Origin of the sequence: Vibrio sp. 2CM40D, from assembly GCF_023161825.1 — a bacterium.
GTDB classification, from domain to species: Bacteria; Pseudomonadota; Gammaproteobacteria; order Enterobacterales; family Vibrionaceae; genus Vibrio; species Vibrio alginolyticus.
The window spans coordinates 325,291-338,851 of sequence record NZ_JALNTL010000002.1 but is presented as its reverse complement, the minus strand read 5'-3'; the positions used below and the strand labels follow the sequence as shown (position 1 = coordinate 338,851).

Annotated in this window: 11 protein-coding genes; 10 read left to right on the top strand and 1 reads right to left on the bottom strand. The window is 43.3% G+C overall.

Going from position 1 to position 13,561, the window contains the following annotated elements; translation table 11 throughout:
* The first annotated feature begins 54 nt into the window (after positions 1-54).
* The 10 genes from MTF70_RS04875 (at position 55) to MTF70_RS04830 (ending at position 12,295) form a co-directional block, all read left to right on the top strand.
* Positions 55-987: a transporter substrate-binding domain-containing protein gene (locus MTF70_RS04875; protein ID WP_005375093.1), complete on the top strand. Its 933-nt coding sequence runs from the start codon at positions 55-57 to the stop codon at positions 985-987.
* Positions 984-3,314 (top strand): EAL domain-containing protein, encoded by a 2,331-nt coding sequence (locus MTF70_RS04870; protein ID WP_064354925.1) that lies wholly within the window; start codon positions 984-986, stop codon positions 3,312-3,314. The genes MTF70_RS04875 and MTF70_RS04870 overlap by 4 nt, the downstream gene beginning before the upstream one ends.
* A 212-nt stretch (positions 3,315-3,526) precedes the next feature.
* Positions 3,527-4,720 carry a glycine C-acetyltransferase gene (locus tag MTF70_RS04865; RefSeq protein WP_005375095.1) on the top strand — a complete coding sequence of 398 codons (1,194 nt, stop codon included), beginning with the start codon at positions 3,527-3,529 and terminating at the stop codon, positions 4,718-4,720.
* A 44-nt stretch (positions 4,721-4,764) separates the two neighbouring features.
* Positions 4,765-5,796, top strand: coding sequence for an L-threonine 3-dehydrogenase (gene tdh / locus MTF70_RS04860; RefSeq protein ID WP_005383983.1), 1,032 nt, complete (start codon positions 4,765-4,767; stop codon positions 5,794-5,796).
* A gap of 388 nt (positions 5,797-6,184) precedes the next feature.
* Complete coding sequence (locus MTF70_RS04855; RefSeq protein WP_005375099.1) at positions 6,185-6,730, top strand: spore coat U domain-containing protein; 546 nt, start codon at positions 6,185-6,187, stop codon at positions 6,728-6,730.
* Between the two features lie 39 nt (positions 6,731-6,769).
* Positions 6,770-7,267, top strand: a complete 498-nt coding sequence (locus MTF70_RS04850; RefSeq protein ID WP_033906710.1) for a spore coat U domain-containing protein — start codon at positions 6,770-6,772, stop codon at positions 7,265-7,267.
* A 20-nt stretch (positions 7,268-7,287) separates the two neighbouring features.
* Positions 7,288-8,043 carry a molecular chaperone gene (locus MTF70_RS04845; protein WP_025768578.1) on the top strand — a complete coding sequence of 252 codons (756 nt, stop codon included), beginning with the start codon at positions 7,288-7,290 and terminating at the stop codon, positions 8,041-8,043.
* Between the two features lie 17 nt (positions 8,044-8,060).
* On the top strand, positions 8,061-10,469 hold the full coding sequence (locus MTF70_RS04840; RefSeq protein WP_205461374.1) for a fimbria/pilus outer membrane usher protein: 2,409 nt from the start codon (positions 8,061-8,063) through the stop codon (positions 10,467-10,469).
* Entirely contained in the window at positions 10,466-11,434 is a 969-nt protein-coding gene (locus MTF70_RS04835; RefSeq protein WP_158173227.1) for a spore coat protein U domain-containing protein, read from the top strand. The genes MTF70_RS04840 and MTF70_RS04835 overlap by 4 nt, the downstream gene beginning before the upstream one ends.
* Before the next feature lie 141 nt (positions 11,435-11,575).
* A complete protein-coding gene (locus tag MTF70_RS04830) occupies positions 11,576-12,295 on the top strand; it encodes a carbonic anhydrase (protein WP_042521660.1) in 720 nt (239 codons plus the stop codon).
* Positions 12,296-12,367: 72 nt separating this feature from the next.
* Here the strand turns inward: MTF70_RS04830 and MTF70_RS04825 are convergent, their stop codons facing one another.
* Positions 12,368-13,471 (bottom strand): mechanosensitive ion channel family protein, encoded by a 1,104-nt coding sequence (locus MTF70_RS04825; protein WP_025768576.1) that lies wholly within the window; start codon positions 13,469-13,471, stop codon positions 12,368-12,370.
* Positions 13,472-13,561: the final 90 nt, after the last annotated feature.

Sequence of the window (13,561 nt, the reverse complement as noted above, 5' to 3'; positions counted from 1 at the left end):
TTTATCACTCAAGCGCCCATTATTGGGCGCTTTGTGAAAGGTAAGGATATTATTATGTCAGTCATAACATTCAAAAGAACTTTAGCGACGGTGGCGCTCATGGTTACCTCTGTTGCGTCGTCTGCCGCTTGGTCAGACGATTTACAACAAATCCGTGAACGCGGTGTACTGCGTCACATTGGTGTCCCGTACGCTAACTTTGTCTCCTATATTGAACAAGGTGAAGTGGAAACTTTGACTGGCTTGGATGTAGAGATAATAAAAGGTTTTGCCAAGTCGTTAGGTGTTCAGTACCAGTATGTTCCAGCACAGTGGAGCGACGTGGTTGGTAAGTTGACAGGGCAAAATGTGCAATATCACAACAAGCAGGCTGTTGTCGGAGAAAGTGTTCCAATTGAAGGCGATTTGATCGCAAATGGCGTTACTATTCTTGATTGGCGCTCTGAGGTTGTCGATTTTTCACAAGATTATTTTCCTTCAGGTGTATGGTTGGTTTCCAGATCCGACTCTAGTCTGAGCCCGATTAAACCAAGTGGGTCGGTCGATGAAGATGTTAAAAACGTCAAGCAGCTGATCGATGGTCGCGAAGTGTTAGCTTTAGAACATTCTTGCTTGGATCCTAACCTTTATGACTTATATGACACAGGTGCAAAAGTTATATTACCTGATGGGGCGCGTCTCCTTAATGAGATGGTTCCAGCGATAATGAAAAATGATGCGGAAAGCACATTATTAGATGTTGCGGATACGCTAATTGCCCTCGAAAAATGGCCGGGTGAAATAAAAGTCATTGGCCCTATATCTGAAAATCAAAAAATGGCTGTTGCATTCCGTAAAAATTCCCCTGAATTACGCAAAGCATTTGATCGTTATTTAGACTCGATAAAAAAAGACGGTTCATACGAAAAACTAGTAAAAAAATACTATCCATCTATTTACTACTTTTATAACGATTACTTTATAGAAGATAAAAAGAAAGTCCGATGAATAAGGCCGTTAAAAAATTTTCCAGTAAAAGATTTATTACAATAAGCGCAATATTAGTTTCAATTTACTTAGCTATGCTTATTACTGTGACTAGCGTAGGTCAAAATAAGTTAAAAGAATCTCAATACAGAGAACTAGATTTAAAAGTAAAAAGTTATGCAAGCACACTCGATAATTTATTTACCATAGCGAGTGAAGATGTTGATAATCTAGCTACAGATAAAACAATACAAACATTCTTTGGTAATTTAGCTTCTGGCATGTCAATGGAGTATGGGTTAGGTGCAAGTTTAATTAATTTAAAGCGTCGCTTCGATGAGAAGATAGACAGTAAGCTAATTAATAGCAGCCAAATCTATAAGAAGCTCACGCTGGTAGGCAGTGATGGAGTCACCATTGTCACCACTGGATCTGAAAACCTTGCCGAGCACAAAATGGACATACAAACCTTAATGACTCAACACGGGCATCCCGAAGAGGTTTGTGCGACGCGATACAATGATGACGTTCGCATTCAAGTCATTAAGCAAGTTAAGTTCTCCGGAAAGCCTGTTGCCTTTTTAATTGCCGATCTTAATAAGAATATTGTTATTGACCAACTTACTAACCAAGAACATGAAGATAGTTATAGCCGAATGGTGCTAAAAATAAAAGACGTGGAAATGGTTGTATGGGATACCATAAATAAAACACCTTCTCACAATAAGGATGAGAACTATTTCGTTTCTGAGGCTATAGACGGAAAAATTTACTTTGAAGTGCCTGTGGATAAACATCACTTCAAATTGATGGCGTGGTTCGAGCCTTTGAGTGAACGAGATATATTTACATCACGGCTCTTTATTATTGGTTTGAGTATTCTCGCCGTTATGATCGTCATTGCTTTATGTTATGCATTCATCACGAACAATAATAGGATTGAATTGAAAATTAAGCTTGAGGAAGAAAAAAAGCGTAAAGATATTCTTTCTAAACAGAATAAAAAATTAACGAACGAAATTGAACGTCGAAAAGCGTCTGAAAAAGAACTCGCCTTCCAAGCTAAATATGACACATTAACCAATTTACCTAATCGTAGTTATGGTTCCGAGCGATTGGCTTTGGAGTTAATTAGGGCATCGCGTAGTGGGTCTAAAGTTTTGGTGATGTTCATCGACTTAGACCACTTTAAGCAGATTAACGATTCAATGGGACACTTTGTTGGGGATGAAATCCTTAAACTCAGTGCTCAGCGACTGTATCAAGTCGCAAGAAAAACAGACTTATTGGCGAGAATTGGTGGGGATGAGTTTTTACTCGTCATCCCAGACTTGCCTGATAATGACACTGCAAAGCGAGTTGCTTCAAGTGTGCTTTCGGCGTTTAACGATCCGTTTGTTTGGAACAACCATGAATTCTTCTTGAGTAGCAGCGTTGGAATGTCTGTGTTCCCGGATGACGGAGACAACGCTGAGCAGCTCCTTGCATGTGCTGATATGGCAATGTATCGGGCGAAACAAGATGGGCGTGATGGCTTTTGTTTTTATAACCATAATATGAACCAAGACTTGCAACGCTACTTAGATCTGGAAAATCGTCTGAGAAGTGCGATCTCCAATCAGTTGTTAGAGCTGTATTATCAGCCAATTATTGAGCTGAGTAGTGGTAAAATCGTAGGGGCAGAAGCGCTAATGCGTTGGAATGATGACAAGTACGGATTCGTAAACCCTGAAGAGTTTATCTCTATTGCAGAGAAAAATGGTTTAATTCATCAAATTGGTGAGTTTGCTATTCAACAAGCGTGTCGACAAGCGGCACAATGGCAGAGTCTGACTCCGTTGTTTGTTTCTGTAAACTTTTCTAGTGTTCAATTTAGGTACTGCGAGCGCTTACTTACGTTTATTAAACACAGCCTTGAGGAGTCTGGTCTTCCGTCAGATAAGTTCGATATTGAAGTGACAGAAAGTCTCCTCTTCAATCACGATTCTGAGCTATTAGACATGCTTAATAACTTACGAGCGTTAGGCACCAAACTTACTATTGATGATTTTGGTACTGGTTATTCTGCGCTGAGTTACTTGCAGAAGTTTCCGTTCGACCGCTTAAAAATTGATCGTAGCTTTATGCAAAATATGTTCGAGAACGACTCAGACCGCGAGCTTGTCAACGTAATCATAGCAATGGCGAAAGCGCTGGATCTTAAGATCGTCGCAGAAGGCATCGAAGAACAGCGTCATGTGGATTACCTGAAAAACCTAAACTGTGAGTTCGGACAAGGTTTCCACTATAGCCGACCATTACCTGCTAAGGACTTTGAAGCACTTTTGGCTAAGCCTACCTGGCTATAATTCCTTTTATAACAACCTCATAGAAAAGCATTAATTGAATTTGTGCCTAGGATTCATTAATGCTTTTCCACCTTAAGGTATAATCCTTCCTCCTTCCTTGAATTACACTACAATTAATTGATGAGTGATAGCCCGTGACGCCCGTCACATAAAGGCTAAGCCTAATTCTAAACGAGTAAATACTCGCCAAAATAACTAGGAAGGAATTTCAAATGTCTTCTGCATTCTACCAACAGATTCAGCAGCAAATCGAAGAAGTAAAGGCGGAAGGCCTTTACAAATCAGAGCGTGTCATTACGTCTCAACAGCAAGCGGCTGTTAAAATCTCTACTGGTGAAGAAGTACTAAACTTCTGTGCGAACAACTACCTTGGTCTTGCTAACCACCCGGCACTTATCGAAGCGGGTAAAGCAGGCATGGACGAGCACGGCTTTGGTATGGCTTCAGTACGTTTTATCTGTGGTACGCAAGACATCCACAAAGAGCTTGAGCAGAAGCTTTCTAAGTTCCTAGGTAAAGAAGATACGATTCTTTACACATCATGTTTCGACGCAAACGCGGGCCTATTTGAAACTATTCTAGGCAAAGAAGACGCAATCATCTCTGACGCTTTAAACCACGCGTCAATCATTGACGGTGTTCGTCTATGTAAAGCAATGCGTTTCCGCTACTCAAACAACAACATGGAAGAGCTAGAACAACAACTGATCGCTGCGAAAGAAGCAGGTGCTCGCCACATTCTTATCGTAACGGACGGTGTGTTCTCAATGGACGGCGTAGTAGCAAACCTTCCGGCTATCTGTGACCTAGCAGAGAAGTACGGCGCGTTGACTATGGTTGATGACTCTCACGCTGTTGGCTTCATGGGCAAAACAGGTGCAGGTACGCACGAGCACCACAACGTGGTTGACCGTATCGACATCATCACTGGTACGCTAGGCAAAGCAATGGGCGGCGCTTCAGGCGGTTACACATCTGGTAAAGCGGAAGTGATTGACTGGCTACGTCAGCGTTCTCGTCCATACCTATTCTCTAACTCTGTTGCACCAGCAATCGTAAGCGCTTCTATCCGCGTTCTAGATCTACTAGAAGAGAGCGGTGACCTACGTGATCGTCTATGGGAAAACGCAGCACACTTCCGTACTCGTATGGAAGACGCTGGTTTCACAATGGGTGGTGCTGACCACGCAATCATCCCAATCATGCTTGGCGACGCAAAAGTAGCAGCAGAATTTGCAGAGCGTGCGCTGGAGAAAGGCATCTACGTAATCGGCTTCTCATTCCCTGTAGTACCAAAAGGTCAAGCACGTATCCGTACTCAAATGTCTGCGGCGCACTCTCGCGAGCAACTAGACCGTGCAATCGACGCGTTCATCCAAGTTGGTAAGGACATGGGTCTTATTTAAGATTCTAGGCCTTAGACAATAGGGCCTTTAATTAAGGTTACATTATGAAAATTAAAGCATTATCAAAGCTAAAGCCTGAAGAAGGCATCTGGATGACTGAGGTTGATAAACCTGAAGTTGGCCATAACGACATTCTGATCAAAATTAAGAAAACCGCTATCTGTGGTACAGACGTACACATCTACAACTGGGACGAATGGTCACAAAAGACAATTCCAGTGCCTATGGTTGTCGGTCACGAATACGTGGGTGAAGTGGTTGCGATTGGTCAGGAAGTTCGTGGCTTTGAAATCGGTGACCGCGTATCTGGCGAAGGTCACATCACGTGTGGTCATTGTCGTAACTGTCGTGGCGGCCGTACTCACCTATGTCGTAACACGATTGGTGTGGGCGTTAACCGCGAAGGTGCATTCGCAGAATACCTAGTGATCCCAGCGTTCAATGCGTTCAAGATCCCTGAAGGCATCTCTGACGATCTAGCGTCTATCTTTGACCCGTTTGGTAACGCAGTACACACAGCACTTTCTTTCGACCTAGTAGGCGAAGACGTGCTTATCACAGGTGCTGGCCCAATCGGTATCATGGCAGCGGCAGTAGCAAAGCACGTTGGTGCTCGCCACGTAGTGATCACAGACGTGAACGAATACCGTCTAGAACTTGCTCGTAAGATGGGTGTAACACGCGCAGTAAACGTGGCTGAAGAGAAGCTAGAAGACGTAATGGCTGAGCTAGGCATGACAGAAGGCTTCGACGTTGGTCTAGAAATGTCTGGTAACCCAGCAGCATTCAACTCAATGCTAACCACAATGAACCACGGTGGTCGCATTGCACTACTAGGTATTCCACCGTCAGACATGGGTATCGACTGGAACCAAGTTATCTTCAAAGGCTTGGTGATCAAAGGTATCTACGGTCGCGAAATGTTCGAAACTTGGTACAAGATGGCTTCACTGATCCAATCTGGTCTGGATCTATCGCCAATCATCACGCACCACTACAAGATTGATGACTTCCAAGAAGGCTTCGATGTAATGCGCAGCGGTATGTCAGGCAAAGTTATTCTTGATTGGGAATAACTTATTCAAGTAAGAAATGCGCTCCTTTTTGGGGCGCATTTTTGTTTCATGAAGATTTTTGTTTCGGGAAGAAATGGTCGCCAATCTTTTCTAAACTTCTCGTATCGTTCTGCTACTTTTTTAGATTTTTTCCACTCAACTTCACCCTACCTTCTAACTCATTGTCGATTCTATATTTGGAACAATATAATAACCATTTGTTTTTGGTGGTTATTATTTAGCATTACATGCTTAAAAATCGTCACTTTTAAGTTTAATATTTTTATTTGCTGTTCGTCTTTATCCTTATCCTGCTTCTTTTTATTGTTTTACATTTTATATGCATTTGGTTTGTCATAATTGAGCTATAACTAATAAAAAGGTTACCGATATACAGTGGAATGTAAAAATGGAGCTTTATATGAAAAGATTTTATCTGATGATGCCTCTGCTCTTAACCTCATTTAGTTGGCAAGCGAGTGGAGCGTCAGTGAGCGGTACGATTGATGTTTCAATTAACCTTGTACAAGGTTGTGTGATTAATGGAAATAATGCGGTAGATGCAGCTTCTGGCGTTGGCTTTGGCTCACTCGCCTTTGGAGACGTGCCTGCAATCTTCAGTGAACAAGATGGTGTGGTAAATGGTGGTAGTGCGACGGGTATTGAAGTGCTTTGTAGTAACGGTGTGACACCGACGTTTACATTGGGCACCGGATTGTATGATGCAAGTGCGACCGTTGGTACCTATGCGATGTCAAATGGCGCGCAATTTATTGATTATACGTTGTTTACCGACTCAGACCGAAGCACACAAATTATACAAGGCGGGACGGTAGCTCTGTCTGAATTTACTAGTGCAACATCGCAAACTATTGAGCTTTTTGCGAAAGCTTACGGTACGAGCAGCATTGCCGGTACATACTCCGATACCATCAGTGTGACGCTAAGCTGGTAAAACGTGACGCTGGTTGTTAGGGGCTTTTCACTTGTCGCGATGAGTTTGTGCTCTTTAACTGTGCTGGCTGATGCGACACAAACTTTTCAGGTGTCTGCCACCGTAGATACAGGTTGTTTGATTAACGGCGTAGTACAAGAAGAAAGCGCAACCCAAGCCGGGCAAATAGGCACGTTAGATTTTGGTGAGCATTCTTCAGTTTACGCGACGGAAGTACAAGGCAGCATCACTTACAGTTCATCACTCACATTAAGTTGTACTCCGGGTATTACGATGAATGTTTCCGTAAATGGCGGGATGAATGCATCGGACGGTGTACGTAAGCTAAAGCACAGTGAAGAAGCGACAACGGTAGATTACTTTTTGTTTCAGGATCTAAATTATACGCAGGTGCTTGATATTGACACGCAATATTCCGTCGATACCGACCAAGACCCAGATAATATTCAGTTTCCTATCTGGGCAAAGGCGACAATAAATGGGAATGAAATGGCTGGAATTTATATGGATACGCTTACGCTGACATTAGAGTGGTAAGTGAACTTTGGAGGGGTGAAATGGAATTCATACTCAAAAAACTATTATTAATAACCTTCCTTTTTGTTTTTTTCTCAAATGCCAATGCTAACTCATTATTAATTTGGCCGATTTACCCCAAAATATCAGAGGAGAGTAATGCAACATCACTTTGGATGGTAAATAAAGGCAGTGTTGATTCTTATTTACAGGTGAGAATTTTTAAGTGGGAACAAAACGAAGGAGAAGATAGTTATTCAAGTCAAAGCCAGTTAATTGCAACCCCTCCGTTTGTCAAAATTGAACCAGGTGAAAAGCAGTTAATCCGCATCATCAACCAAGATGAGGCCTCTGCGGGTAAGGAGTATGCATACCGAGTGATCATAGATGAATTACCGCCAACTCAAAACCCTCAAACAGAATTGACGGAAAATGAACTCGCTGTAAAAGTCCGAATGCGTTACTCGATACCTTTGTTTATTTACGGGAAAGGGCTGACTGATACTCAAAAACCAAACCGTGACAGTGAATTATGGGGTGATTTACAGGCACAGTTTATTAAGAAAAATAATCAGCGTTTTGTTCACATTAAAAATTCAGGAAAACACCATGTTCGCTTAGTGAATTTACAGTTGAATCTACCAAATAAAGATCCTGTCGTTATTTCCGATGGACTAGCTGGCTATATTCTTCCTGAACAGTATAAGGTTTGGTCTATTCCCCATAGTAATGTCAGACCCTTGAGTTTGAGCGCGAATATTGGAGGTAAACGTTACCAAATACCATTGAAGCAATAATGAATAGATTTAATACAATGAATGCTTTCTTTTGGTTGGTATTACTTAGCGTAACGTGGAGCAGTATTGGTCTTTGTGCAAATTCAGCAAACCACTTCTCTGAGCTACCGAGTCCTGAAAATTTCTCATTAGAAAAGTTTGAGAATATTAGCCTCAATCTGGAGTTGGTGATCAATCAAAGAGCAACCGGGCTTGTTGCGAAAGTTGAGCGAGTTGGCGATCAGTTCTTTTTGCTCCGGGAGGACCTCATTTCAGTTGGGGTTACCGCCAAGTCGTTGCCTGGAACTGAAGAGAGACTTGAGGTTACGTCTATCCCAGGAGTTAACGTGCGTTACTTGCAATCGTCATTGCAACTTACAATTGACGTACCGCCTAATTGGTTACCGATGCAGAGCTTATCAGCGCAGGATATGGGGCGATTTTCCCCGGCTCAGTTTGGGCGTGGTGGCCTGCTTAACTACAACGTATTTGGTGTGTACGAGAACGAAAGCCGACAAAAGGAGGTTTCTATAAATCATGAAGTCAGAGCCTTTTCTGAGTTTGGCGTTTTTTCTACTACCGGGATATTTAAATCTAACTTTCATCGCGATGTTCAGTCCCAGCAAAGCAGCCAGTACACTCGTTTTGATACGAGTTACGAGTACGTCAATCAAGAGAAGCGAATTCGTATGGAGGTAGGGGACTATATTGTTCGCCCTTTATCTTGGAGCCAACCAGTAAGACTGGCGGGTATTCAGTTGTCGCATGATTTCTCTATGCGTCCGGATGTCGTGACGACGCCGTTACCTGCATTTTACGGTGAGGTCACAGCGCCCACTACGTTAGATTTGTTTATCAATGGCTTTAAAACTGACTCAATGAATGTTGGGCCCGGTCCTTTCATTATTAACGATATTCCAATGCTCTCTGGTGCTGGGGAAGCAACGGTAATTGCAACGGATGCTCAAGGTAAGCAAACGGTCATGACCAGCCCATTTTTTCTCTCTTCCGATCTACTGAAGACCGGATTTACATCTTACAGTGCGAGTATTGGTGCGATCAGAGAAAATTTCGGTAATGCATCTAACGACTATGGAGACGGTGGCGTGGTTACCGCTCTGCGTCATGGCATGACTGACTGGTTAACATTAGAAGCTCAAGCCGAAGCAAAAGACGACCTGATCGTTGCGGGGCTGGGCTTTGTCACCAATGCTTTCAACTTGGGTACGGTGGATGCCTCGTTTCGTGTGAGTAATTTTCAGGATCAATCTACCTCATATGCGCTAGGTTATAGTTATCAGTCTCGGTTGTTTAGCTTCGCTGCTCGAACTCAAGTAGAACAAGCCGACTTTTATACCTTATCTCATTTACCAAATTACGAAATGCTCGATGAAGGCAAGGACGCTTCACTCGCGTCGCGCCATCTATCACAAATCAATATGGGAGTCCGTTTGGGAGATTGGGGCTCACTTTCTGGTGGGTACTTTGATATTCAACAATCCGACTCAGATTCACGTACCCTAAATCTTACTTATAGCTACGCTCTGCCTTTTAATATCAATATGTCCCTTTCTTACAACCATAGTATTGGTGGTCAGAGTGTTACGCTGGCGCAATTCTCTCTACCTTTCAGTTCTTTGGGGGGAAGTTCGGGGTTAACGCTGAAAAGAGAGGATGATGGCGATGTTAGAGGGCGAGTGGGTTACAGCCGCCTTGCGCCAATACGAGGTGGGTGGGGCGTCAATTTAGCGCATGATATTAACGAGGACCCAGAAAACCGTAAACAGGCCGATTTGACCTACCGTGCGTCATGGGCGCAGTTCAGAGCGGGGTTAAATGGCACCAGTGGCGACTATGATTATTTTGCGGAAATGGCAGGTTCAGTCTCTACGTTGGATGGAGAAATATTCCCAGCGAATGAAGTGTATGACAGCTTTGCGGTAGTGAGCACCAGTGGTTTTGAAGGTATTCCGGTTAAATATGAGAATCAAATTGTCGGAGTGACAGACGATGAAGGTTACTTACTTGTTCCTTGGGCTACGGCGTATTACACCGCCAAATATGAAATCGATCCACTTAATTTACCAGCCAATGCTGCGTTTTCTGAGACAGAGCAGTTTGCTTCGATACATTCGGGCTACGGCTACCTGTTAGAGTTCCCAATAGAGCTACAAATTGCACTGAGCATGACGGTGGTAGACGAAAATCATTTGTTCCTTCCGATTGGTACATATGGCCGCTCAGAAACGGGCTTAACAAGCCAAATTGGTTGGGATGGTTTTACGTACTTTGAAGGCGTTGACCTAGGCCGCTATATTCAGTTTTATCCTCAAGGACAGTCGCCATGTAAAGTGTTTATTGAGGGGTTGTATCAGCGTGACAGTCAAAAAATACAAACATTGCCTGAGCAGGTTTGTATCAAAGCCGAAGAAGAGACCGCACTATGATTTTGCGCAGCTGGTTTGCTAGCCTACTTCTCTTTTTCTCGTGCTCGACAATGGCTTGTCAGCTCACGGCGGCAACACCTTTAATCTTGTTTGGCAATGTTTCTTCGTTTACTGTTTCAAGCTCTCAGCAGCAAAGCTCAGCTCAGCCTCATGCGGGGATTACGTGTGACTTTTCTACACTTGTGTCTTTGTTAAGTGGCGACTACGTATCAGCAACGTTTAACAGTATAAATAATGGTTTGCTATTAAATGAGGATGATCCGAGTTCGGAGCTCAGCTATCAGATTTTTGGCGATCCAGGTCTTTCACAAGAGTATGTATTCGGCCAAACTTACAATTTTTTTGAAATCGGGTTACTCGATTTACTCGGGTTGTTTGGCACTCAAGCTGAGTTTCCGCTTTATGCTCGGACGGGAGTGGGTAGTAATCTTTCCGCTGGGACTTATAAAGACCAAATCACCGTATCCTGGATTTGGGATTACTGTAAGGGTATCGGGGTTCTAGGGGTATGCATTGGCCGCGCCAATGGCAGCGCTCAAAGCGTGATTACGGTTGAGTTAGAAGTGACCCCTGATTGTATGATCACGGCGCCAGATATTGACTTTGGTTCGTCCCCATTAGTGGCCGGTTTTGAACCAGTCAGTCAGGTTATATCGTTAACTTGTACCAAGAATAGTTCCTTCTCCATTGGCTTGAATGACGGCCTAAATGCGTCCGGCGGTCAGCGGCGAATGATTTCTAGTGGTCACTATTTGGAGTATGAAATCTATAAGTCATCAACGATGGAGCGCTGGGGAGGCACCAGTTCTGAACGTCGTGAACACGGTGACGTCGATACTGGCGGCTCCATTCCGGATGGTATCACTCCACAGAATTATAATTATCGCGCGCAGATACTAACCAGCCAAACGACCCCTCCTGCAGGTACTTACACCGATTCAATAATCGTTGACGTTCAATTTTGAGCATCATGTCAATTACATCATTAGAGGCTTCTATTCCAAAAATTTTTTGTAATCATAGTTTTCACTCTGTCACTGCTTAATTTTGTGAGATTAGTATGGCTTTATTCTCACGGAATTTAACTTTCAGAAATAAGGAAAATGATGAAGAAGTCACTAACAACATTAGGTTTGGCACTGGTATTTACAGGAACAGCTTATGCAGCAAGCTGGGGCTACGAGGGAAACCATGGGCCAGCTCATTGGGGTGAGTTTGCATCTGAGTGCGCAAAAGGTCAAAACCAGAGCCCAATCAACATTGAATCGGCGACCGAAGCGAAGCTAGAAAAATTGAATTTCGACTACGAAGGTAAGGCAATTTCACTGCTGAACAACGGTCACACTTTACAGACTGGTTTAGAAGGTAAAAACACACTCACCATTGATGGTAAAGAGTTTACGTTGAAACAGTTCCACTTCCATACGCCATCTGAAAACCATGTGGACGGTAAAGAATACCCTCTAGAAGCACACTTTGTGCATGCCGACAAAGTAGGTCATCTAGCTGTTGTCGCGGTGTTCTTTAAACTGGGTGACGCGAACCCAGATCTAGCTAAGATGCTAGCTAACATTCCAACTAAAGATCAAGATGTTACCATCAAGGTTCCATTTGATGCTGATGCCCTTATCCCAAGTGATAAAGACTACTACCGCTTTAACGGCTCACTAACGACACCGCCATGCTCTGAAGGTGTACGTTGGTTCGTGATGAAAGAAGCACAAACTATTTCTCCTGAGCAGATAAAATCTTTTTCGGAAGTAATGGGGAAAAACAATCGCCCAATCCAACCGCTGAATGCACGTATGGTGTTAACGCAACAATAACCACTTCATGCGAAGAAAAATAAAAAGCCCGCTTAAACATAGCGGGCTTGGTTATTTGGGTATTGGTGAAAACTAGAAGCCGTGATCTTCTTGCTCTTCCGCTTTTACCATTTGTATAGGATCAAGCTTAAGCGTCTGAGTAGGGAACGCGATATCTGCATCGTGTTCTTTAATGATGTTGATTACCTTAAGCAGTATGTCCTGCTTAACCTCATGGTATCTCACCCAATTCACGGTTTTAGTAAAGGTATAGATAAAGAAGTGCAATGATGATGGACCGAATGTATCGAAGTTGACGATAAGTGTTTGGCGTGCATCAATGTCTTTGTGATTTTTCAGCATTTCTTTTACCGCGGTGATAATTTGCGGCATTTTTTCAGCATCGTCGTAACGAAGTCCAATTTTTTCGTAGATACGTCGGTTCAGCATGCGAGATGGGTTTTCTACGACAATGCTGCTAAACACTGAGTTTGGCACATACAGTGGACGCTTATCGAAAGTTCGGATAATGGTCATACGCCAGCCAATGCGTTCTACCGTTCCCTCTATTTGTCGGTCTGGAGAACGGATCCAATCGCCAACTTTAAATGGACGATCGAAGTAGATCATAAGACCTCCAAAAAAGTTAGACAGCAAATCCTTCGCCGCTAAACCGACGATCAAACCACCAACACCACCGAAGGTAAGTAGGCCCGATAGTGACAGACCAAATGCCTGCATTACGGTTAGAATTCCGACGGTAATAAAGAACAGGCGCGCGACCTTAGCTATCGCTTGTACTGTTGTTTCATCTCGGTTCTTTTGTTCGAGAACATGCTCTTCAACATTGGTAATGAGCCGCATAACGGTCCATACGAAGATGCTGATGATTAAAATCAGTTTCAGCGTACTTAACCAGTTTATTTTATCGTTGAGCTCGCTCTCTAATATGATGCCGATAGAGACGGTTGCTGGCCAACACCAAATGAGTGTACTGACTGGCGCTTTTAGCGCATCAAGCAACATGTCATCCCAGTGGAAGGGCGTTTTCTCTACGAGCGCAGCGAGGCGAGAGCGGATCAGCCGCCAAGTTATCCAAGCTATAAAGCTAGCGAGCGTAATGAAAAGGACGCTTCCACTCCAATTTTGATGAGACGTTTCAATGTAGCTTTGTAATTCGGTAAACCACTGTGGCATATGTAACTTATTTCTAGTGAACCATGGAAGGAAAGGTAGCAGATATTACTCCTTCACCCCAGTGATTTCCTTTAAATCATTTACTTATGT